The organism is Proteus columbae, assembly GCF_009914335.1.
Classification (GTDB): domain Bacteria; phylum Pseudomonadota; class Gammaproteobacteria; order Enterobacterales; family Enterobacteriaceae; genus Proteus.
In genome coordinates, this window is the sequence record NZ_CP043925.1 from 1,480,587 (window position 1) to 1,501,033 (window position 20,447).

At 40.4% G+C, this 20,447-nt stretch carries 25 protein-coding genes and 1 tRNA gene; 19 read left to right on the plus strand and 7 right to left on the minus strand.

Annotation, left to right across the window (positions count from 1 at the left end; genetic code table 11):
• Nucleotides 1-15: 15 nt before the first annotated feature.
• From F1325_RS06950 to F1325_RS07030, 17 genes are all read left to right on the plus strand, one after another.
• Nucleotides 16-357, plus strand: a complete 342-nt coding sequence (locus F1325_RS06950) for a hypothetical protein (RefSeq protein ID WP_160230182.1) — start codon at nucleotides 16-18, stop codon at nucleotides 355-357.
• 2 nt (nucleotides 358-359) lie between these two features.
• The gene (locus F1325_RS06955; RefSeq protein ID WP_160230183.1) at nucleotides 360-791 is read left to right on the plus strand and encodes a DUF4054 domain-containing protein; all 432 of its coding nucleotides are present in this window, start codon (nucleotides 360-362) and stop codon (nucleotides 789-791) included.
• Nucleotides 791-1,249: a hypothetical protein gene (locus F1325_RS06960; protein WP_160230184.1), complete on the plus strand. Its 459-nt coding sequence runs from the start codon at nucleotides 791-793 to the stop codon at nucleotides 1,247-1,249. Before F1325_RS06955 ends, F1325_RS06960 begins: the two co-directional genes overlap by 1 nt.
• Nucleotides 1,249-1,620, plus strand: a complete 372-nt coding sequence (locus F1325_RS06965) for a phage collar protein (protein ID WP_072069958.1) — start codon at nucleotides 1,249-1,251, stop codon at nucleotides 1,618-1,620. Before F1325_RS06960 ends, F1325_RS06965 begins: the two co-directional genes overlap by 1 nt.
• Nucleotides 1,607-2,122, plus strand: coding sequence for a phage gateway protein (locus tag F1325_RS06970; protein ID WP_160230185.1), 516 nt, complete (start codon nucleotides 1,607-1,609; stop codon nucleotides 2,120-2,122). Before F1325_RS06965 ends, F1325_RS06970 begins: the two co-directional genes overlap by 14 nt.
• Nucleotides 2,123-2,130: 8 nt before the next feature.
• Nucleotides 2,131-3,618: a DUF3383 domain-containing protein gene (locus F1325_RS06975; RefSeq protein WP_160230186.1), complete on the plus strand. Its 1,488-nt coding sequence runs from the start codon at nucleotides 2,131-2,133 to the stop codon at nucleotides 3,616-3,618.
• Between the two features lie 10 nt (nucleotides 3,619-3,628).
• Nucleotides 3,629-4,081, plus strand: coding sequence for a phage tail fiber protein (locus F1325_RS06980; protein ID WP_100157941.1), 453 nt, complete (start codon nucleotides 3,629-3,631; stop codon nucleotides 4,079-4,081).
• Nucleotides 4,082-4,120: 39 nt separating this feature from the next.
• The gene (locus tag F1325_RS06985; RefSeq protein ID WP_160230187.1) at nucleotides 4,121-4,579 is read left to right on the plus strand and encodes a hypothetical protein; all 459 of its coding nucleotides are present in this window, start codon (nucleotides 4,121-4,123) and stop codon (nucleotides 4,577-4,579) included.
• Between the two features lie 85 nt (nucleotides 4,580-4,664).
• Nucleotides 4,665-6,923 (plus strand): hypothetical protein, encoded by a 2,259-nt coding sequence (locus tag F1325_RS06990; RefSeq protein ID WP_160230188.1) that lies wholly within the window; start codon nucleotides 4,665-4,667, stop codon nucleotides 6,921-6,923.
• Nucleotides 6,920-7,447 (plus strand): phage baseplate protein, encoded by a 528-nt coding sequence (locus F1325_RS06995; protein ID WP_109372844.1) that lies wholly within the window; start codon nucleotides 6,920-6,922, stop codon nucleotides 7,445-7,447. Before F1325_RS06990 ends, F1325_RS06995 begins: the two co-directional genes overlap by 4 nt.
• Nucleotides 7,447-7,764, plus strand: a complete 318-nt coding sequence (locus F1325_RS07000; RefSeq protein WP_160230189.1) for a phage baseplate plug family protein — start codon at nucleotides 7,447-7,449, stop codon at nucleotides 7,762-7,764. Before F1325_RS06995 ends, F1325_RS07000 begins: the two co-directional genes overlap by 1 nt.
• Complete coding sequence (locus F1325_RS07005) at nucleotides 7,730-8,545, plus strand: baseplate hub protein (protein ID WP_160230190.1); 816 nt, start codon at nucleotides 7,730-7,732, stop codon at nucleotides 8,543-8,545. Before F1325_RS07000 ends, F1325_RS07005 begins: the two co-directional genes overlap by 35 nt.
• A 2-nt stretch (nucleotides 8,546-8,547) precedes the next feature.
• Complete coding sequence (locus tag F1325_RS07010) at nucleotides 8,548-9,240, plus strand: Gp138 family membrane-puncturing spike protein (protein ID WP_109372847.1); 693 nt, start codon at nucleotides 8,548-8,550, stop codon at nucleotides 9,238-9,240.
• Nucleotides 9,237-9,581, plus strand: coding sequence for a hypothetical protein (locus tag F1325_RS07015; protein WP_109372848.1), 345 nt, complete (start codon nucleotides 9,237-9,239; stop codon nucleotides 9,579-9,581). The genes F1325_RS07010 and F1325_RS07015 overlap by 4 nt, the downstream gene beginning before the upstream one ends.
• The gene (locus tag F1325_RS07020) at nucleotides 9,574-10,761 is read left to right on the plus strand and encodes a baseplate J/gp47 family protein (RefSeq protein ID WP_160230191.1); all 1,188 of its coding nucleotides are present in this window, start codon (nucleotides 9,574-9,576) and stop codon (nucleotides 10,759-10,761) included. The genes F1325_RS07015 and F1325_RS07020 overlap by 8 nt, the downstream gene beginning before the upstream one ends.
• On the plus strand, nucleotides 10,758-11,414 hold the full coding sequence (locus F1325_RS07025) for a DUF2612 domain-containing protein (protein WP_160230192.1): 657 nt from the start codon (nucleotides 10,758-10,760) through the stop codon (nucleotides 11,412-11,414). The genes F1325_RS07020 and F1325_RS07025 overlap by 4 nt, the downstream gene beginning before the upstream one ends.
• A gap of 5 nt (nucleotides 11,415-11,419) precedes the next feature.
• Nucleotides 11,420-12,793: a hypothetical protein gene (locus tag F1325_RS07030; RefSeq protein ID WP_244313546.1), complete on the plus strand. Its 1,374-nt coding sequence runs from the start codon at nucleotides 11,420-11,422 to the stop codon at nucleotides 12,791-12,793.
• A gap of 44 nt (nucleotides 12,794-12,837) precedes the next feature.
• Here F1325_RS07030 and F1325_RS07035 read toward each other — a convergent pair whose 3' ends face one another.
• The 5 genes from F1325_RS07035 to F1325_RS07055 form a co-directional block, all read right to left on the minus strand.
• Complete coding sequence (locus F1325_RS07035; protein ID WP_160230193.1) at nucleotides 12,838-13,422, minus strand: serine acetyltransferase; 585 nt, start codon at nucleotides 13,420-13,422, stop codon at nucleotides 12,838-12,840.
• Nucleotides 13,423-13,483: 61 nt separating this feature from the next.
• On the minus strand, nucleotides 13,484-13,738 hold the full coding sequence (locus F1325_RS07040; RefSeq protein ID WP_160230194.1) for a hypothetical protein: 255 nt from the start codon (nucleotides 13,736-13,738) through the stop codon (nucleotides 13,484-13,486).
• A 214-nt stretch (nucleotides 13,739-13,952) separates the two neighbouring features.
• Nucleotides 13,953-14,029 (minus strand) — tRNA-Pro (locus F1325_RS07045).
• A gap of 86 nt (nucleotides 14,030-14,115) precedes the next feature.
• Nucleotides 14,116-15,852, minus strand: a complete 1,737-nt coding sequence (gene yejM / locus F1325_RS07050; protein WP_160230195.1) for an LPS biosynthesis-modulating metalloenzyme YejM — start codon at nucleotides 15,850-15,852, stop codon at nucleotides 14,116-14,118.
• Between the two features lie 26 nt (nucleotides 15,853-15,878).
• A complete protein-coding gene (locus F1325_RS07055; protein ID WP_004247042.1) occupies nucleotides 15,879-16,106 on the minus strand; it encodes a YejL family protein in 228 nt (75 codons plus the stop codon).
• Between the two features lie 155 nt (nucleotides 16,107-16,261).
• Between F1325_RS07055 and yejK the strand changes: the two genes are divergently transcribed.
• Nucleotides 16,262-17,266: a nucleoid-associated protein YejK gene (yejK, locus tag F1325_RS07060; RefSeq protein ID WP_099074944.1), complete on the plus strand. Its 1,005-nt coding sequence runs from the start codon at nucleotides 16,262-16,264 to the stop codon at nucleotides 17,264-17,266.
• An 83-nt stretch (nucleotides 17,267-17,349) separates the two neighbouring features.
• On the opposite strand, the gene rplY is transcribed toward yejK, so the two are convergent.
• Both rplY and F1325_RS07070 read right to left on the minus strand, forming a co-directional pair.
• On the minus strand, nucleotides 17,350-17,634 hold the full coding sequence (rplY, locus tag F1325_RS07065) for a 50S ribosomal protein L25 (RefSeq protein WP_023581385.1): 285 nt from the start codon (nucleotides 17,632-17,634) through the stop codon (nucleotides 17,350-17,352).
• A 144-nt stretch (nucleotides 17,635-17,778) separates the two neighbouring features.
• Nucleotides 17,779-19,542 carry a DEAD/DEAH box helicase gene (locus F1325_RS07070; RefSeq protein WP_109372853.1) on the minus strand — a complete coding sequence of 588 codons (1,764 nt, stop codon included), beginning with the start codon at nucleotides 19,540-19,542 and terminating at the stop codon, nucleotides 17,779-17,781.
• A gap of 181 nt (nucleotides 19,543-19,723) precedes the next feature.
• Between F1325_RS07070 and rsuA the strand changes: the two genes are divergently transcribed.
• Nucleotides 19,724-20,428 carry a 16S rRNA pseudouridine(516) synthase RsuA gene (gene rsuA / locus F1325_RS07075; RefSeq protein ID WP_100157926.1) on the plus strand — a complete coding sequence of 235 codons (705 nt, stop codon included), beginning with the start codon at nucleotides 19,724-19,726 and terminating at the stop codon, nucleotides 20,426-20,428.
• Nucleotides 20,429-20,447 lie beyond the last annotated feature (19 nt).

Consider the following 20,447-nt stretch of genomic DNA (forward strand, 5'->3'; position numbering starts at 1 on the left):
ACAGGAGAGTACTCCATGCCTCTTTACGCATATTGCACCTTATCAAATGACCAGAACTACACCGTGAGAGACGGGAAAGTATTTATTGCTGGTCAAGCGAACGTGATGACTAAACACATGTACACACCACGTGGCCGTGTGACAGAAATTACTGATGAACAATATAAACAGCTCAAAGAAAATCACGTTTTCAACCTTCATTGTGACAATGGGTATATTGCCGTTGAAGAACGCAAAGAAGATCCCGAAAAAGTTGCCACCAATATGGAAGCTAGCGACCAATCAGCACCTGACACCCCTGAATCATTAGAGGCTGAAAAGTTAGACATTCCTAAAAACAACAAAAAAGGTAAGTGATCATGGAGACGAGCACATTTCCTTTAACGTCATTCCGTGTGCTCTATCCGCAGTTTAACGGTGTGGGTAATGATGAAATAGATATCATTGCTCAATCCGCGTTGAACTATTTCTCTGCCTGTAAGGGTGTTTGCACTAACGAGCTGTGGATGCTCGTTGTTGCACACATGCTAACACTCAGAAAAATGATTGCTGATGATGAGTCGCCCACCGGTGTGGTGACGAGTGTGACTATTGATAAGGTGAGCGTGTCATTTACGGCACCGCCTGCCGGCTCGGATTGGTCACATTGGTTTAAAATGACCACCTTTGGTCAGCAGTTTCTTGCACTGATCAAGCGTTGTAGTGTACCTCAATACTTCGGTGGTGGTGGTGAGCGTTCTGCTTTTCGTGGTGTGGGTGGACGATTTACGCGAGGAGGGCGGTTACGTTAATGACTAAATTAGCGCAATTAAAAGCGGTTTATGATGAATTGGCTAAAAAGCGATTAAGTGTTGGCTTCTTTGAGCACGCAAAATATCCCAATGGAACACCTATTGCTTATGTTGCAGCTATTCAAGAGTTGGGCTATTCGGCTGGTGGTATTCCTCCTAGGCCGTTCTTACGTCCGATCATGAATGACAAAAAGCAGGATTATAGTCAGTTAATTTTTCGTGCGGTGAAAGCCTCTATTAAGGGCAATATCACGTTAGATAATGGGTTGACACAAATTGGTGCAACGGTGGCGGGTGATGTGAAAATGGCAATAAAAGCAGTCACAACACCAGCGCTGGAGGAGTCAACGGTCAAAGCAAGAGCGCGTCGCCATAGCAAAGGAAAAGCCACCGATAAGCCGTTAGTCGATACCGGTCAAATGCTTCAAGCCGTGTCAATTGTCGTGGAGGATAAATAATGTTTGGTAACTTAAATCGTATTGCTTCACGTTATATTCCCCAGCAAAAGGTGCTTTGGTTTCGATTTAAAGAACGGGCACCCGATAAACGAGGAAATGACCAAAATTATTATTATGATCCCGTAGAAGTTCGTGGCAGTTGGCAAGCGGTTGATACCCAAGATGTTCAATCAATGGGATTAGATACGAGCCAAGTGTACCGACGCTTATATACCTCTCATGATATTAAAGCTGTGCAACGTGGCACATCCCCTGATTTTCTTGTATTCAATGGTAAGAAGTACGATGTTGTGGGTGATGCAGACTGGTACGAACAAGATGGTTGGAAATCGGTGATCTGTATCGAGGCGGGTGCTTATGACGGATTATGAGGTTGATGTTGCTATTCGCAAACAACTCTTGTTGCAGTTAAAAGCAGTCGATATTGAGATCCCTGTTAAAGCCGGTTTCCAATCTACAAAGCAAGGCCGTGAAGATAACATGGTGATGTTTTTCCCCATCAATGAAAACGGTCACGGTTGGCAGAGCCGAAAATATAATATTCAAGGCAATAAAGCCAATCACCAAGAAAATCAGTTATCCGAAAATACGTACCAAGTTCAAGTGTTCGTGACGCAATTAGGCAATTATACAGCTAAGGATATTACCGCGATTGTCAGAATGATCGCCAATTCATTGCCCTTTGTTGAAGCTCTCCGCAAACAAGGCATTGGCGTTCAGCGGGCAAGCGGTATTCGAACACCTTATTTTCTGAATGACCAGGGCAACTACGAACAAAACCCCTCATTTGATTTCAATGTGACATTTAATCGCACACTTCATCCTGATACAGACGCCGTGAGTGCGTTGTATCCCGATATCTATCGTATTTAAGGAACGTTATGTCTATCAAACAAACTCGCTATGTCGATATCGCGAGTGCGGTGATTGGCGCGTCTGCTGTACCGATGCGTAAGCTCACGGCTCGTATTTTTTCAACTAACCCTAAAATCCCTGCCGGTAAAGTGCTTGAATTTGCCAGTGGCCAAGTGGATGACTTATTGGGTACTGACTCCCCCGAGGCACATTTTGCTCGTCAGTATTTCAGCTATGTCAGTCCTGCACCAGCAAGTAAGCCGAAAGAACTGCAAATTGCCTCTTATGAGCCTGTTGGTCGAGCGCCTACTTTGTTTGGCGAAAAGACAGGAGATTTAGCTGATTTAAAATTAATTAATGACGGTGAACTTAATATCACTATCGGAAAAGTGACAAAAACAATCACAGGAATTGATCTTACTGAAAGTACGTCATACGCGGACGTTGCAACAGCTGTGCAAGCGAAATTAAACGCAGAAAGTGAGCCTCAATTTGCTAGCGCTTATGTCACATTTAATTCACTGGATAGTGCCTTTGTCATTAGCGGTGGCGTACAAGAGCGTGCAGATATTAGTGTGCGTCAATCGGTACTTGCTGATGCAATGAATATTAGCCACAGCACATCATCAGCTGGTAATCCAGCGCAAACCCCGTTACAAGCCTTTATTGCTTCTGAGGCTGTTTCTGACTCTTTTGGTAGTGCAACGTTTTTAACGGAACTCTCATTAGAGCATGCCGTAGAGTTGGCGCAGTACGTGGCAGGTGAAAACGTGAAGTATCAATTGTACTTGTCTGTGACCAATCAAAATGCAGAAGATTTTAGCGGGGCGCTGGTGGGTACGGCTTCAACGGGCTTAAACCTGAAAACAGCGGATAACTTCTTTGTTCAAGCGTTACCTATGGCCATTATGTCCGCCACGGATTATGACCGCACCAATGCGACAACAAACTATATGTATCGTCAATTTGGTGTCACGTTCCCATCGCAAATTACGACCGATATCGATGCCGATCGCTTAGATAAATTACGGGTGAATTATTACGGAGAAACGGCCGTATCGGGTTCGCATATCAGTTTCTATCAACGTGGCTTCTTATGTGGTGGTGTTGCTAACCCATTAGATATGAGCGTCCATGCTAATGAGCAATGGTTAAAAGCCTATATCGCGCAACAGTGGTTCAGTTTGTTGATGTCCACTCGTGGAGTACCAGCTAATAAAGACGGTGAAGCAAGAGCAATGATGGTGATTGCGGGGGCGGTAACCAAGGCGATTAATAACGGCACTATTCTAGCGGGAAAAGCCTTAACTGATGTGCAGAAAATCGCGGTGACAGATGCTTCTGGTGATGATTTAGCATGGCACGATGTACAAAACAAAGGTTATTGGTACAACGCTCAAATTGTCGAAAACACAGGACCCTCTGATTTACCCGAGTACGTGATGAAATACGTATTAATTTACGGTAAGGGCGACTGGGTTCGTAAAGTCGAAGGCTCTCACAACTTAGTGTAAGGAACACAATATGCATGATGTATCAGCAACCGGCTTGAGTATTGTTATTCAAGCACACAAGACCTTTCCCGCCGGTATTCAAATTACCACCTTCGCCGATGATGCCGATCCATTAGATTTACCCGCAGTGGATATCGCGCAAACAGGAATGGATATCAATGGTAATTTGGTTACATGGTCAACGCCAACACCTCAAACGGTCACCATTAACGTCTTAGCGGGCAGTGAAGAAGATGAAAACCTCGCCATCTTACTGGAATCGAATACCGCACGACGTGGACAACGGCATGCGGGGGATATTATCACTCTGGTCGCTTCGTATGGTGATGGCTCAACAACCACGGCACGCAACGGCAAAATCACCAATGGTAGTCGTGGTAGCTCTGTTGCCAGTGCAGGACGACACAAATCCAAAGCGTATACCTTCGTATTTCAAGACTTCGATCGCACTCGCGCACGTTAATTCTAGGCGGTTATTCCGCCTTTTTTATGGATATCAATCATGTTAATTAAACCGAAAGAAATCACGATCACCGATGCTGATCGTGAAGAGCACACCTTTATTATTAGCCGATTACCAGCAACGATTGGACGTGAAATTCTGGCAAAATACCCTTTATCGAATGCGCCTAAAATTGGCGACTATGAAGTCAGCAAAGAAGCTATGTTAAAGATGATGGCGTATGTTGCTGTCGAAAAAGAGGGGCAAGAGATTTATCTGAAGACCAGCACATTAATTGATAACCATGTGCCCGATGGTGAAGCCCTTATTCGTCTAGAACTGGAAATGTTGAAGTATAACACCAGTTTTTTCGGCAAAGACGGGAGCCAAGGTTTCCTCCAATTCCTGCTCAACAAAATCACCGGTTCACTCCCGTCGATTATAAAAACGCTGATGGCTTCTTTGCCGTCATTATCTCAGCCGGTTTTGCCACACTCACCGAACTCAAAACGTCAATAGATTTAGAAGAGGCGTTTGACCTGTGGGAAATTGCTATTACTAATCGTTATAACGAAGCGCTGGCTTCATCGAAAGGATAAATCATATGGCCTTGCTAGATACATTTGTTCAGGTATTTGAATTTGATACCCGCCAAGCCGATGATGCGTTTAATCGAGTGAGCAAATCGACTGATGACATTATCGCTGAGATGAAAAAGGCGCAACAATCGGCAACTATCGGTGCGGATGGATTTACGCAATTTATTCAAAATCTATCCACACAATTGACAGCGCTATCATCAAATTCAGTTGATATTCATGTTAATGGTGATGCATCCAATGCCTCTGATGCCATCATTTCAGAAATTAAACGGATCACTGAAGAAGCGGAGGGGAATTCTGAAGACATTGATAATATTGTTCAAAATATTATTGATAGTTTAGGTAATGTATCCAACGAACATACTGAGATAAATATTGATAGTGATACTGCTCAAGCTGAGTTAAGCGCATACATAGAGAAAATGAAAGATTATCTTGAGTATGCGAAGTTACTTTTACAGTCTAATGCTCTCTCATCAGAAAGTAATAAAAAATTATCGGAAGGCATTGTATTACTCGAACGTAATATTCAGAGAGCTGAACAGTCAATCAATGATCAAATTGCCACGAATAATTCGGCATCTAGAGAAACAGAACGACTGACGAGGCGAAATAATGAATTAGCTGAGTCTGCCGATGAGGTTGCGGATAATTATGGTAAGGCCACCTCGTCGTTAGCTGGTTTTCTCGGTCGAATGGCAGGGATGGTTGGGATTGGTTTAACGGTAGGGGGTATTGCGTCATTTATTCAAACAACAGCAGAAGAAGTGAATACGCTTTCTCAATCCGCAGAAGCCTTAGAACTTCCTGTTGAAGATGTTGATGCTTTTGGCAAAGTCATAACCTCAATGGGAGGAGATGCTCAAGGCGCCCGTGATTCATTGATGGATATGTCTGAAAGTATCGGTGAAGCATTACAAGATACTTCATCAGGGAAAGCAGATGTTTTCAAAAGTTTAAATATCTCATTAAAAGATATGAAAGGCGAATCTATTGGCGCAATGGAGGGCATATATCGCTTGTCTGATGCTGTACAAGGGATGAGTAAAGAAGAAGCTATATTTCGAATTAAAGAAGTGGGAATAACAGACAATAAAATTGTTGAATCCATTCTTAAAGGGCGAAAAGAACTCGAGGAGTTGACTAAAAAGCAAAAGGAGAATGGCGTTGTTACAAAGGAACTTGCATTACAATCCCAAAAATATAAGGAAGTGACTGGAGGATTAAAAACCGTATTCAGTAGTGTCATGATGAGTATTATGAATAGTGCGTTACCAGCGTTAACTAAAGTCCTTTCTTGGGTGCAAACCTTTGTCAAATTTTGCCAAGAAAACAAAAACATTGTAGTAGGCTTCTTTACTGCTGTTGCAACTATTTTGATGGGGAAATACATACATGCCATGAAGTTGGCCAGTATTAGCACATGGACAACACTTTTCCCTATTATTGCCATCATCGCCGTTATTGCACTATTAGCGGCAGCTTTTGCAATTGTTTATGACGACATTATGAATTTCATTGACGGCAATGATTCAATGATAGGTCGTATTCTTGAAAAATATCCACGATTAAAAATAGTTATTCTTGCATTATGGGAAACATTCAAAAAACTGTTTGAATATCTAAAGGTTATCGTTGGGGTTGTGGCGGATATTGTTGTCGCTGGTTGGAATTTAATGGCATCAGGCTTAAAAGCTTATGTTAAGTTTCTTATCAATTGTATTTCAGTCATTGCAGGATGGGGGAAGTCATTTGCAGGTGTTTTTACTACGGTGACTGATGCAATAGTCGATGCATTCAATTGGATGTGGAAGCAGGTTGAAAAAATATTAGGTTGGGTAACTAAGGGGATTGATAGCGTAAAAGGTGTTTGGGAATCGGCTAAAAACTTGTTTAGCAGTGACGATGATGACGAAGTCACTGTAACTCAAAAAGTAGAAAGAAAGCTAACTGATGATGGAAAACTGGAATATACCATTCCTGAAGATAATCAGGGGTCAGAACAATTTTCAACGAGACAATCTATTGCTCAAGCCAATGCACAGTTAGATGCGATTGCCAATAATGCGATGAACCCTATAACGAGCCAAGCCATCAGTAATCGAACCAGTGTGAAGAATGAAAGTAACGTAAGCATTGGAGAAATTAAGGTTGAAACTCAAGCCACAGATGCGCAGGGTATGGCATCGGGCGTAAAGGATGCATTGCAAGATCAACTAGCCGATTTCAATCAGCAAAACTCAACGGGAGTAGCAAAATGATAACAGAGGTCAAAATATTTGATTTAGAGTCGTTTTCTACACTGTTTGATAGTGTGAGTCCTATTCAAATTAATGTGAGAGATGAGCATAAAGCGACACAATTTCAAGTTGAAAGTGGTGAAACACGTAGTGATCATGTGATTATTAATCCCATCGAAATTGGCATGGATTTAGTGCTAACAGGGGAAATAAAAAATATTTTCTCATCGATGCAACAAGTTTTTGATGAACACAAACTTGTTGGTATTCAAACCCGAGTAAAAACCTATCAGCCGATGTTATTGACGGGTTTTAATCATGATGAAATCCCCGACATGATAGATGCGATAAAACTATCGCTACGGTTTATTGAGTGGCAAACTGTTGAGCCTGAATACGGAGATTTACCGCCTCGATCTACACAAAAGCCTGCTCAGTCATCAACCGTAAATCGGGGAAATGTGCAAACAAAAGAAGCCGATACTGAGACTAAAAAGAAAGGTTCAGTCGCAACACGTATCGCAGATGGTGATTGGAGCTTCTAATGAAAGTCATACCCTTAAAAGCCATTCCTAATCAACGCTTATCTGTCAATTTAGACGGTGCTAATTGGACGCTAACAATAAAAGCCGGTCGCCATGCGATGTATCTCGACATCGAGCGTGAAAGTGAGGTTATCGCAGTAGGTATGCGTGCGGTGGCAAACACACCTATTATTCCTTATCGCTATCTGACTGATGGCACGAATTTAGCATTTATAACAGAAAATGATGATCTGCCCTGGTATGAATCATTTGATAGAACTCAATCATTAATTATTTGGAGTGATGATGGACTTACGACGAATACGGGTGGGGATTGAAGTTGCAGAACGACTGCAGTGGTATGAAGGATTACGAATTAAAGCTAACGGCACCAAGTACGCAAACCCCTTACAAAATGAATGCACAATTAGTATTGATGGATTAAACGTCCACACTAGAGATTACCTTCTCACTGAAACCAGCCCTTATCATAAAAGTAAACAAACTCGTCGTCTTTACCTTGAGGTAGGGCGCATTAATACGGGATTATTTCGTATCTTTACCGGTGATATTGTCAGTGCAGAAATTGCCTCACCTCCCGATGTAACGCTAACCATTAAGGCTAAAACTAATAACGCCAGCTCAGGTGATATTGTTTCTTCCAGTGGTGGCGTTATGCAGAAAATGAGCGAGATCGCTTCGGCTGTGGCGAAGGATTGCAAGGTTAGATTGGACTTTCAAGCTACCGATAAAAATATTGCCAATTGGTATTTTTGCGGTTCAGCATTACAGCAAGTACAACGACTGCAGGAAGCAGGAAACGTTAAAGCCTTTATTGATGATGATACGTTGTTTGTAAAAGATGATAACCAAGCCTTAAAAGGTCGTCTGCGCATTCTCAGCATGAAATCAGGCATGGTGGGTATACCTAAAGCCACCGAAAAAGGATTATCTGTCACTTATTTGATTGATGGTGCCTCAGAACTAGGAGGGATGCTACGGCTCGATAGTAAATTTAATTCTGCACTTAATGGCGACTATATCATTGAACAACTGAAATTTGATGTTGCGTCACATGATGATCCTTTCTTTTATCAGGCTACCTGTAAACGAGCATAACCATGAATAAACCCAATACTGATATTGCCAGTGATGGTTCGCTGGCTGGTGCGCTCTCGTCTGCATTTCGTAACTTGATGATGAATACAGAGGACATGCTCCCTGCAACAGTGGTCAGTTATGACGATAAAACCAATCGTGCTGTTATCAAACCACTGGTGATGATGGTAACAACGGAAGGGGGAACGGTCGGGCGTGCACCATTGGCCAACATTCCCGTTTTTAGATTTGGGGGTGGCGGTTTCTTTATTCGCGCACCGATTAAACCGGGTGATTTTGGTTGGATAAAAGCCAACGACAGAGATATTAGCCTGATATTTCAGCGTGGAGGATTGGAGGATCAACCTAATACCGCACGCCTCCATTCATTTAGTGACGCAATGTTTTTCCCTGACACTATCAAAGGATGGGCGATTGATGGAAAGAACATTGATGCCTTGGTGATCCAATCAATGGATGGTTCAGTTTGTTTCTCTCTGCATAACGATAAAGTGGTGCTGGAAACCCCTAAGTATGAAGTCAATGCCCCTGAAACGATATTTACTGGCAACGTCACAGTGAACGGTAATTACGCGGTAAATGGTAATAGTGATTCTCAAGGGGGAACCATGCGACATAACGGAAAAGATATCGGTTCTACGCATCAACATAGCGGTGTTGAGACCGGTCATGGAAATACAGGAGCGCCTTTGTGAGAACATTTTCAATTGATAAAAATAATGATCTTTTTATTGGCCCTGATGGAAATCTACAATTCAGCGAAAAAGATGAAGCGGTTAAAAACCTTTGTCAGCATTTTGCAAAAGCGGTTCGTGGTGAAATGTTACATAAAAAAGATAAAGGTATTCCGTTCTGGCCAACAACCTTTGGTCGCCAAACTGATATCCCGATGTTTGAAACTGCGTTTAGACAACGTATGAGCGAAATTGCAGAGGTGGTTGAAGTGACTCATTTTAGCGCCATAGTGGAAAACGGTGAATTGAAGTACCAAGCGACAATTCGCACGATATACGGAGGGTTTACATTGAATGGCTGATTATCGTTATATTAATAATAAAGGCGTTATTCTTCCCGACACGGTCACAATACGTGATGAAGTTGAAAGTGAGTTTCGTGCGGTGTTTGGTCAATCGATTAATCTTGCCCCTGAAACACCACAAGGGGCATTGGCTACGATGGAAGTTGAAAATCGTGATGCAATGGTGAGAAACAATGCCGAGTTAGCAAATCAAATCAATCCCGATATTGCTGGTGGTGTTTTTCTTGATGCAATATGGGCGCTAATGGGTGGCCAACGCATTAATGCCACTCACTCTTATCTTTCCAGCGTTGAATTTAGTGGCGTACCCGGCACCATTATTCCTAAAGGCTCATTAGCGTCTAGTGTTGCTGGTGCCATGTTCGAAACAGTTTCTACCTTGATTATTAATAATACTGGCAAAGCAACAGGGGATATGAGGGCGGTTGAATATGGTCCTGTTGAATGCGGTGCCGGCCAACTTAATTCTGTGGCTAGCTCGGTATTAGGTTGGGAGAAAGTCAATAATCCCACTCATGCGGTTGTTGGCCGTTATGCTGAATCTGATATCAAAGCAAGGCGACGACGTAAGCAAACACTGGCTAAAAATACCGTCAGTGTCGCGGAAGCGATCACGTCTTCATTGTATGAATTAGAGGGCGTTAACTCACTTTCTTTTCGAGAGAACTACACCGATGCGGTGCTCACTATTGATGGAATTTCTCTGTTGCCTCACAGCATTTACGTTTGTGTTGAAGGGGGCGACAGTAATGAAATTGCTAAATCATTGCTGAGAACAAAAACTATTGGATCGGCTTTTAATGGTGAGATTGAAATTGGTGTTGTAGAGCCGGTGAGTGAACAAGAATACAAAGTGAAATTTTCACGGCCTAAAGAGGTCACCATTTTTTGTCGAGTGACAGTTAAAAAATCAGCCGTTGATGCGCAAACTATCATCCCTAGTGCTATTGAACAATGGACGCGTGGAGAGCTGGACGGCGATAACGGTTTGATTGTTGGACGTGAAGTATCGCCTTTTGAGATAGCTTCAGCAGTAAATACTGTTGAGCCTCGCTTATTTGTCACTAAAGTTGAATTGTCATTGGACGGGAAAGTATGGAATGTAGCGTTAATTCCGATTGCCATTAATCAAATAGCACGCTTGCAACGGGGTGCTGTGCAAGTGGTGATTGTATGAACGTTCAACAATTTGAGTTTCATTCAGACCTATTAAAAGCGATCCTCTGGCAGTATGAAGATGCCGAGAATTTAAAGAAACTCGCCCATTTTAAAGCCTCTCATTTTGAAAAGTCGATGGTGTTATTTTGGCAAAATTGGTACCGAGATGTGTTTAATATCGATACAGCAAATGACTTCGGGTTGTCGATTTGGTCACGTATTCTGGATATACCGTTAGGTATTGATATTCCACCGAGCGACAAAAATAAAGTCGGGTTTGGTTTTGGCAAAAAGAAAGCCAATTTTAAATCTAACTTCCGACGTAATGCGGATTACACCTTGTCACTGACTGTTGATCAAAAACGCATGTTAGTACGAATGCGCTATTTTAATCTGACACAAAGCCCCACGGTCACCAATATTAATGAATTTTTAAAACGTTTCTTTTGGCGTGATGACAGCAAAGTTTTTGTCCTTGATCCGCTGGACATGACTTATATGTATTACGTCTTTAACTTCAACCCTGACGAACGTCTACGTGTTCTTCTCGAAAACTTCGACTTAATGCCACGCCCTTCGGGTGTTGGCGTCAAATATCGCATTGTGACCAAAAAAGCGTTTGGCGTTGGTCAGCATCGTAAAAACTTCTTAGGCAGTAACTTCGGAGCATAATTTCTATGACAACTATTTTTAAAACTCCCTTTGCAACACAAGGGGATAAGGCTTCTATACCCGTAGAAATCCAACCAGACGGCTCAGTGTCTTATACGCAAGGCTATGGTTACGACTATGAACGTGACCAGGTGACAGATCCTGCTGCGAAAGATATTGAACGTGAAAAAATGAACGGGATATTTCACGATATCACGGAAGCGATTGGCGAAATTCAATCTTTTGGTTTTCCAAAATGGGATGAAGCTGGTAAGCCGTATGCGATACGCGCTATTGTGTACCATAAAAATAAAGTCTGGCAGTCTAAAGTTGAGAATAACAATATTGAGCCGGTTGCCGGTAATGCATGGGCAGAGTTGAAAGCTGATGCCACAGCAGGTGATGTAGGCGCTTATTCTAAAACAGAATCAGATCAACGTTTTCAACCGTTAGGTAACTACGCGCCATCCGGTTACAGCTACTCAAAGGCAGAAACTGACACCAAGTATCAGCCAAAAGGGAATTATGCTCCTGCGGGGAATTATGCCAATAAAGGGGATAGTTACACAAAAGCTGAAAGTGATGGACGATATCAAGCGAAAGGTAGTTACCAACCATCAGGCGATTACGCGACAAATTCAGCGTTAAATAGTGGGCTTAATAATAAGTTTGATAAGAGTAATGTAGCTCAAGGTACGGGAACATCAACGGTTCATGTGATGAGCCAGAAAGCCTCTACGGATGCTTTTCAGCCTAAAGGAAGTTATCAACCTTCAGGCAATTATGCATTAGCTGGTACTTCATATACGAAGACCGAATCGGATGGTCGATATCAAGCTAAAGGGAGCTATGCGACAGCTGGAAGTAGCTATACAAAAGCAGAAAGTGATGGACGTTATCAAAGCAAAGGGAATTACCAACCAGCGGGTAATTATGCATTAGTAGGAGCATCTTATACTAAGGCGGAGTCTGACAGTAAATATCAACCAAAAGGGAGCTATCAAGCATCCGGTTACAGTTATTCAAAAGCAGAAACTGATAATAAATATCAGCCAAAAGGAAGCTATGCAACAGCTGGAAGTAGCTACACAAAAGCTGAGAGCGATAGTCGGTATTCTAAGCCTACTCGCAATAGCATGCAAAAATTTAGCTGGTCTAATAATGGTGCATCACCAATCAATTTCGGACGTAATTGCTCAGGTAAATTATGTATTGTTGAGTTTAATGATGGAGGGAATATGGTTAAAGCAACACCTTTTATTATACCTCAAGATACAATAAGTTGGATGCATGTAGTGGTTGGTGGAGCAGGTGAATTAAGATTTAATATTAGCCCAACAAAGATAGAAAAAGTTCAAACTTGGTATCATGATGTTGTAGCTGTTTATGTAGAACAGTGATTAACATAGACACCATTATTTGTAATATGATGGTGTCTACAGTGTTATTTTATATTTGATATTATTATTTTATTTTCTTTCTTTGTATAACAAACACAATTATCTGGAATATCTTTATTAATAAAAGACATGGCACCAATAATAACGTTATTTCCAATAGTTAAATTATCTCCAATAATGCAAGAGTTAGCACCAATTTCAACATTATCACCAATTTTTATAAATTGTTTTTCTGATGTTTTATTATGAATTCTAGAGCCAGATGTTCCTATGGTTGTGTTTTGGCGTATGTGAAAATTAGCGCCAATAATGGATATCCTATTTATAACAATACCAATGAGGTGAGGGCTGGTAAATCCGGGTGCAATCTTTGTGCCTAATTCAATATCTGCTCCATATTTACTGGTTAGCTTATGGTTTATATATTCGGAGAAACGTTTCATTCTTAGGTTTTTTTTATGGTAAAAATAATTGGCTATTCTCCACCAAAAAATGAAGCGACGATCAGGGTAGCTATAAGCTCTTAGTAAAGTTCTTCTCCATGAAAATTTTTTATTATTAGAGTTTATTACTTCAACATATAAACAGTGTTTTAAATATTCATAACTAGCGTAATCGTAACTATCCATTGCTGTATTCCAAAATAAATCTTTATATAAATTAATTGTATTTAACTGAGTATTTATGTTTTTAAGAGTTATGTACAGTATTTTTACTATATAAAAATCGCTCCAATTGCTCAAGCAAATCCCTTGCCACATCCTTTGTCATATAGGTTCTCATTGGCTCCCGTCTAACGTTCTTCATTTCAAACGTATTCTCATCAAACCTTGGATCAGAAAAGATAATGTCCATAAACAGATAACCATAAGGGGTGTCTGCAGATAAGCGAGCTTCTTCTAATTGAGCAATATATTCAGCATTATTGATTTCGAGTTTAATCATGGTATCACCTATTTTACTGTATTTTTATACAGTAATTTATATAAGGTAACGAATAGAATAGCAAGGAGAAAAGGGCAATTTTATGAGCTAAAGAAAGGGGGATTTTGAGAGATGATTTGTCGTCGTTTTACCCCAGTTTTACCCCTATTTTACCCCGCACAAATTTCAGACATAAAAAAACCAACCATAAGCGGTTGGTTTTTCTAAGGAATTTTGGTCGGCATGATAGGATTTGAACCTACGACCCCTGACACCCCATGACAGTGCGCTACCAGGCTGCGCTACATGCCGTTTGTGCTCTGTATATTACTGTTTTTGACTGCTAAAGCAACCCTTTGCTAATTAAGTGACGTAATTTTATACGTCACTTAATAGTGCTAGCGTTCAATAAAACGCTTCTGCTCAGCCAGAACTTGCAGTAATAATTTTAAATCAGGTTTTGCAGAGCTGATCTCTTGTCCTGATTTATCAAATAAAGCATACCGGCCATTCTTATCTATCAACAAAGTATTATCTTGTAAAAAGACGACAAATGCTTCTTCATCACCTGTAAAAATCCATGGATGATTACGGGTGCTTGCGAATAAATCTTCACCTTGTGAATAGTTATCAGCTGGACTTATGACATGTAAAACATGCTGCATCAAGGTTGTCATAATATCTTGATGGCTTGTCATTCGATCAATAACCTGTGGCGTCATATTTGGCCAATGTATCATCAATGGCACTTGTGACTGGCTTAAATTAAAGGTGGTCTTATTTGAAAGCCATTGATTAATCTGCTTATTATTGTTGTCTTGATGATAGCTAGAAGTGACAACTACAACAGTATTATCTAGCACTTTGGTTTCTTGTAATGTCTTAAATATTGTCTCAAGTTGATCATTTAATGTGGTGCGTTGAGACGCATTATTGGTGTGACCATTAATTTGTAAGAAAGAGAACCAAGGGGTTGTTTGGCTGTTTTTGATCAGCCAATTGCTCCAACTATCAATTGTGGCATTGTTATCACCACTGCGTGATATTGGGAGGGAGAAATCTGATAGTACAGCTTGTTTAAACAGTGGTGTTTGGAAACCATTAGTTGAAAACATTGCTAATTGGTAGTTTCGATAACTTAGTGCATTGAAAAGTGCAGAGTTTTTTCTGCTACTTAATACACTGTCTAAATAAGAAGGTGAAATACCATAAAATAGGCCAAATAATGCAGTATCATTATTAATGCCTGATGAATAATGCTTTGAAAAATAAAGATTATTCTGTGCAAACTGTTGCAGGCTTGGTAATTCTGGCACTTCTTCGTTACCTAAACCATCGATGACAACCACCAGCAAGTTATAAGAATAGGTATCCTTGGCATAGATTAATGGAGCAAGAGGATAGGTGATCCCTTGTGCTGCTGGGTTACCTTCACTGATAACACGTTGCTCATATTCTGATTGATTAATAAAACCATGACGTTCAAGGAATTTACGCGCCGTCATTGGATACGATAGCGGTAAATTAGCTCGTTGCATGGTGATTGGGCGATAGAAGTTAGCATCAGCCCAAATTGACATAGAGTGAGATAATATAAAGCAAGTAATAAAGACACCAGCTAATGGTTTACCCCAACGTTGGCGATTTAAGCTACGTAATTTTTGCCAACTCCATGTTGCAAAAAGCATTTCAATAAGAAAAATGATGGGAATGCCAATAAAGATAAGTTGCCATTCACGCGCCATTTCACCTTCATCTGGATTAATTACAAGATCCCAAACAAGTTGAGTCAAATGGAGTTGAAATTGCTGGTAAACGGCGATATCAAAAATAAGGATAGTTAATCCAGCACTGGCAAGGGCACAGGAAATAACTCTAAGTAGCCGTTGAGAAACCACTACGAAGGTGAGAGGGAAAAGGATGAGTATATAGATAGCAAAGACAATAAAACTAAAATGTCCCATCCAACTCACAATAGCGTAAAAACGACCAGCAAAAGTTGCAGGCCAATCAGAAATAAACAGGTAACGGCTCCCAAGCAGTAAGCTTAGAATAATATTAAATAGCGCAAACCAGTGACCCCAACTGATCATTTGGGATACTTTTTCACGATAGGACTGAGGTCTCGTTACCATGTCTATAAATAATTTTTCTATGTTTATTAGTGAATATTGCCTTCATCAATTGAAGCACGCAAGGCGTGAACAAAAGAATCAGCAATCAGCATTCGTTGAGCAGGGGCAATACTTGTATTGATTAAGTTTGTCACCATGTTCCCCAACACCATCAAAGAAAGATCTGTAGGAGTATGATGTTTTTCAAGAACGCTGACAAGTTCTGCAAGTAATTGCTCAACTTGTTCATCACTATAACGGGATTTTTGTGGCATAAAATCTGAATTCCTACTAAATGAATAAAACGCTATATATTACCGTATTACTAGGCCTTTTTCCGCTATTAAATTAATTAATTTTCCCTTGATACTGAAAGTAGGGAGTGTTTGAATACGCGCACGAGAAAGAGACGCAATAGAAGAGGACGACCATGAGTCTAGATATTAACCAATTAGTTTTGCATCAACTTATTAAGCGAGATGAGCAGACATTAGAAGTTGTGCTACGTGATTCACTCTTAGAAATTGAACCCGTTGTTCAGGAGATGATTGAAGAGTTGCATCGTGTATACAGTGCAAAAAGTAAAGCTTATGGTCTGTTTAATGAAGAAAGTGAATTAGCAGAAGCGCTGCGCTTACAGCGTAAAGGCGAAGAAAACTTTTTAGGTTTTTCACGAGCAGCAACCGTGAGACTAAAAGATGAATTAGCAAAATATCCTTTTGCAGAAGGTGGCACCGTTCTATTTTGCCACTATCGCTATTTAGCGGTGGATTACCTTTTAATTGCTGTACTTAGTAGTTGTAACAGTATGTGGGTAAATGACAGCCTTGATGTGTCATCAACGCGCTATTTAGATATTCCTCATGCAGACATTATTGCTCGTATCGATTTAACTGAGTGGGAAACGGCTCCTGACTCTTTACGTTATTTAACATTTTTAAAAGGTCGTGTTGGACGTAAAGTCTCTGACTTCTTTATGGACTTTTTAGGTGCTCAAGAAGGTTTAAACGCTAAAGTTCAAAATAAAGGCTTATTACAAGCGGTTGACGATTTTTGTGAAGCCTCAGAAATGGGCAAGCAAGAGCGTCAAACTTGTCGTGAGCAAGTATATAGCTACTGTAACGAGCAATTACAATCGGGCGAAGAAATTGCCTTAACAGAGCTTGCCGAAGAATTACCGTCTTTGGGCGATCAAAACTTTGCTCAATTTACTGAAGAAAAAGGCTATGAGTTAGCTGAAACATTCCCCGCAGATCGCAGTACGTTACGTCAACTGATGAAGTACTCAGGAAGTGGTGGTGGATTAACTGTGAATTTTGATGCGAAATTATTAGGGGAGAGAATATTCTGGGATCCAGCAACAGACACGCTCACCATTAAAGGTACACCGCCTAATTTACGTGATCAGCTACAACGTAGAGCATCAGAAAAATAATTAAATAGTAGAAACAAATAACGCCACATTAAGTGGCGTTATATGCTCGGCGTCCCGAAAAATAAAGCTCGAAGGGTGGCTTATTAAGCGCGCAGGAAGTCGATATGAGTAATTTTTGGTTTATACTCGTGACGTTGCACTGCTTTAACTTTAACTTTAGTTTCTTTGCCATCGATAACCAGGTTTACGAAATCTGAATAGAATTCTGATTTGTGTTCTTGGTTGATAACTTCGTTGTGATCTAAATCGATAGCGATTGGCTCTTCATTTCCGCCATAAACGATAGCAGGAAAACGGTTAGCCACACGCAGGCGGCGGCTCGCACCCTTACCCTGCTCTTTACGTACAGTTGCTTTGATAGTTAACATCTTTTTTCTCTTATAAAAAAGAAAGAAAATACATACTTGTTACAGGCGACCCAGCAACAAGCTCGAGATTTGGTTTATCTAAAAATAGATAAAGCGGGGCGCATTTTAACGAAAAAGTCCTCTAACAGCAAATATAAATCCAGATTAATACAAGGTATCTGCTTTTCGGTAGCGGCCTGCATAGTCAAAAATCTTATTTCTTATCTTCCAGAAGCTCTCTTTTTTACCTTTATGGGCGACAATAAAGTCGGGGTGACGTAACAAATCAAACTGTTTAATAATGTCGTTGGCATTATGCCAAACAAAAGGAACACCTGGTGCGCGTTGATGTTCACGTAAAAATTTTAATTCAAATACTTTTCGTTGAGCTGGGGTGGTTAATCGAAAACGTTCAGAGACAGACGTGCCTTCTTCATCGTAATAATTAATTTCTAACCATTCACCTTTAACATCATTTCCTGGCTTAAATTGCATTCCACCACAGCGTAGAACTAATGCCCCTTTGAGTTTTAATGCCGCTTTGAGCATATCATCAGGATCAACCAAGATCTCATCGCAATGAACACAGCGACGTGCTGCAATATCATTTTCTTCATTACAATGAGGACACAATTTAAAGCGGAAACGAAATTCACATTGCTGTTTTTGCCCTTGTTCATTGAGTTCCCAACCTTGGCAACGGCGACCATAGTGTTCAATGATATCCCCATCAGCATCTACAATTCCCCAAAAGGTATTGGCAAATTGGCAAATAGGACAAAAAACTTGTACCGGCTGACTATTTGGATTGGGTTTTTTAGTACCAACTTCGGGTAGATAGAGATCATGAGGATTACCTGCATAATCTAAAATCAGGCATTCTGTTTTTCCTGCAAATAATCTTAATCCCCGTCCTACAATTTGTTGGTATAAACTCACAGACTCAGTGGGGCGTAAGATAGCAATTAAATCAACATGAGGTGCATCAAAACCTGTTGTTAGTACGGCAACATTGACCATATAACGTAATTGTTGCTGTTTAAAACGGGTAATAAGATCATCACGTTCATAAGAGGGGGTATCCGCACTGACTAATGCTGCTTCATCTTGTGGTAAAAGAGAAAGGATCTCTTTTGCATGTTCAACTGTCGCCGCAAATATCATTACTCCTCGGCAATTTTGCGCATATTCAATAATTTGAGCGACAATATGAGGCGTAATACGTTTTTGTCTCTTTATTTCACGGTTTAGATCTTCCTCATTAAATATCCCATTTTGGCTTGTTCTTACTTGGCTAAAGTCGTATTGCAATATAGGCATATCTAGGCGAGTTGGTGGAACTAAAAAATGATTGCTTATCATATAGCGCAAAGGCAATTCATAGATACAATCGCGGAAAAAGCAGTTTTCATCGCCTCTGATCATACCGTGATAATGATATTGATAAATCCAACCTGTAGGTAAACGATAAGGTGTTGCAGTTAATCCTAAGATACGTAATTGTGGATTAATAGATTGCAATTGTTTAATGACTTGCTGATATTGGCTATCTTCAGACAAACTAATGCGATGGCATTCATCAATAATAAGAAGAGAAAAAGTATCACTAAACCGCGATAAATTACGGGCAACAGATTGCACACTACCAAAAACAACTTTCCCGCTACTCTCTTTTTGTTGTAAGCCAGCAGCAAAAATATCTGCAGATAGACCATAAGCCTCATATTTGCTATGGTTCTGTTCTACTAACTCTTTTACGTGTGCTAACACCAATACACGTCCGCGTGCTCTTTTAGCGAGTTCTGCAATCACTAAACTTTTCCCTGCGCCAGTAGGTAATACAATTACCGCAGGTGTATTGTGTTGGCGAAAATAAGAGATTGTCGCATTAACAGCGTCAAGTTGATAAGGTCTGAGTGTAAAAGCCATAACTCTGCATAAGAAATCAAACGGGGCGTCAGCGTAACATTTTTTTATAGGTAGCGCGAATAAGGGAGGAGTAAAGAGCGTGATAGTTTATTTATAAATTAATTAGTTGTTTTATTGTTAATATTCATTTTTAATAGATACCTCATATCAGATGGTATTCTTCCATTTTTCAGAGAAATTCATGCGATTAGATAAATTTTTATCCCAGCAATTGGGTATTAGCCGTAGCTTGATCCTTCGTGAATTAAGAGCAGGGCTTGTAACAATTGATGGCGAAATGGTGAAAAGCGGTTCAACCAAAATTGCACCAGAGCAAGAAGTAGCTTACGACGGTAATGTCTTAACTCAAATTTTAGGGCCTCGCTACTTTATGTTGAATAAGCCAATTGGCTATGTATGTTCAACAGACGATCCAGTTAATCCAACTATCCTCTATTTTATTGATGAACCTTTGGCTCATAAATTACATGCTGCTGGGCGTTTAGATATTGATACAACAGGACTTGTTTTATTAACGGATAATGGTCAATGGTCACATCGTATTACGGCACCAAAACATCATTGTGAGAAAACCTATCTGGTTACGTTAGAAGAACCGATTGGAGAGGGTGTTGCTGAACAATTCCAAAAGGGTGTTCAACTCAACGGTGAAAAAGACCTAACAAAACCCGCCACGTTAGAAATTATTACGCCAACAGAAGTCAAACTTACTATTAGTGAAGGCAAATACCACCAAGTAAAACGTATGTTTGCGGCAGTGGGTAATCATGTAAGTGCATTACATCGTGAGCGTATTGGTGATATTACATTAGATGAGACTTTAGCTGAGGGCGAATATCGTCCATTAACAGAAGAAGAGATCAACAGCATTCACCTACCTCAATAATTATTATTTATCCTGTCGT

Coding starts and splice junctions, on each gene's coding strand:
- F1325_RS06950 (WP_160230182.1), top strand. CDS start 16: ATGCCTCTTTACGCATATTGCACCTTATCAAATGACCAGAACTACACC.
- F1325_RS06955 (WP_160230183.1), top strand. CDS start 360: ATGGAGACGAGCACATTTCCTTTAACGTCATTCCGTGTGCTCTATCCG.
- F1325_RS06960 (WP_160230184.1), top strand. CDS start 791: ATGACTAAATTAGCGCAATTAAAAGCGGTTTATGATGAATTGGCTAAA.
- F1325_RS06965 (WP_072069958.1), top strand. CDS start 1,249: ATGTTTGGTAACTTAAATCGTATTGCTTCACGTTATATTCCCCAGCAA.
- F1325_RS06970 (WP_160230185.1), top strand. CDS start 1,607: ATGACGGATTATGAGGTTGATGTTGCTATTCGCAAACAACTCTTGTTG.
- F1325_RS06975 (WP_160230186.1), top strand. CDS start 2,131: ATGTCTATCAAACAAACTCGCTATGTCGATATCGCGAGTGCGGTGATT.
- F1325_RS06980 (WP_100157941.1), top strand. CDS start 3,629: ATGCATGATGTATCAGCAACCGGCTTGAGTATTGTTATTCAAGCACAC.
- F1325_RS06985 (WP_160230187.1), top strand. CDS start 4,121: ATGTTAATTAAACCGAAAGAAATCACGATCACCGATGCTGATCGTGAA.
- F1325_RS06990 (WP_160230188.1), top strand. CDS start 4,665: ATGGCCTTGCTAGATACATTTGTTCAGGTATTTGAATTTGATACCCGC.
- F1325_RS06995 (WP_109372844.1), top strand. CDS start 6,920: ATGATAACAGAGGTCAAAATATTTGATTTAGAGTCGTTTTCTACACTG.
- F1325_RS07000 (WP_160230189.1), top strand. CDS start 7,447: ATGAAAGTCATACCCTTAAAAGCCATTCCTAATCAACGCTTATCTGTC.
- F1325_RS07005 (WP_160230190.1), top strand. CDS start 7,730: ATGATGGACTTACGACGAATACGGGTGGGGATTGAAGTTGCAGAACGA.
- F1325_RS07010 (WP_109372847.1), top strand. CDS start 8,548: ATGAATAAACCCAATACTGATATTGCCAGTGATGGTTCGCTGGCTGGT.
- F1325_RS07020 (WP_160230191.1), top strand. CDS start 9,574: ATGGCTGATTATCGTTATATTAATAATAAAGGCGTTATTCTTCCCGAC.
- F1325_RS07025 (WP_160230192.1), top strand. CDS start 10,758: ATGAACGTTCAACAATTTGAGTTTCATTCAGACCTATTAAAAGCGATC.
- F1325_RS07030 (WP_244313546.1), top strand. CDS start 11,420: ATGACAACTATTTTTAAAACTCCCTTTGCAACACAAGGGGATAAGGCT.
- F1325_RS07035 (WP_160230193.1), bottom strand. CDS start 13,422: ATGGATAGTTACGATTACGCTAGTTATGAATATTTAAAACACTGTTTA.
- F1325_RS07040 (WP_160230194.1), bottom strand. CDS start 13,738: ATGATTAAACTCGAAATCAATAATGCTGAATATATTGCTCAATTAGAA.
- yejM (WP_160230195.1), bottom strand. CDS start 15,852: ATGGTAACGAGACCTCAGTCCTATCGTGAAAAAGTATCCCAAATGATC.
- F1325_RS07055 (WP_004247042.1), bottom strand. CDS start 16,106: ATGCCACAAAAATCCCGTTATAGTGATGAACAAGTTGAGCAATTACTT.
- yejK (WP_099074944.1), top strand. CDS start 16,262: ATGAGTCTAGATATTAACCAATTAGTTTTGCATCAACTTATTAAGCGA.
- rplY (WP_023581385.1), bottom strand. CDS start 17,634: ATGTTAACTATCAAAGCAACTGTACGTAAAGAGCAGGGTAAGGGTGCG.
- F1325_RS07070 (WP_109372853.1), bottom strand. CDS start 19,542: ATGGCTTTTACACTCAGACCTTATCAACTTGACGCTGTTAATGCGACA.
- rsuA (WP_100157926.1), top strand. CDS start 19,724: ATGCGATTAGATAAATTTTTATCCCAGCAATTGGGTATTAGCCGTAGC.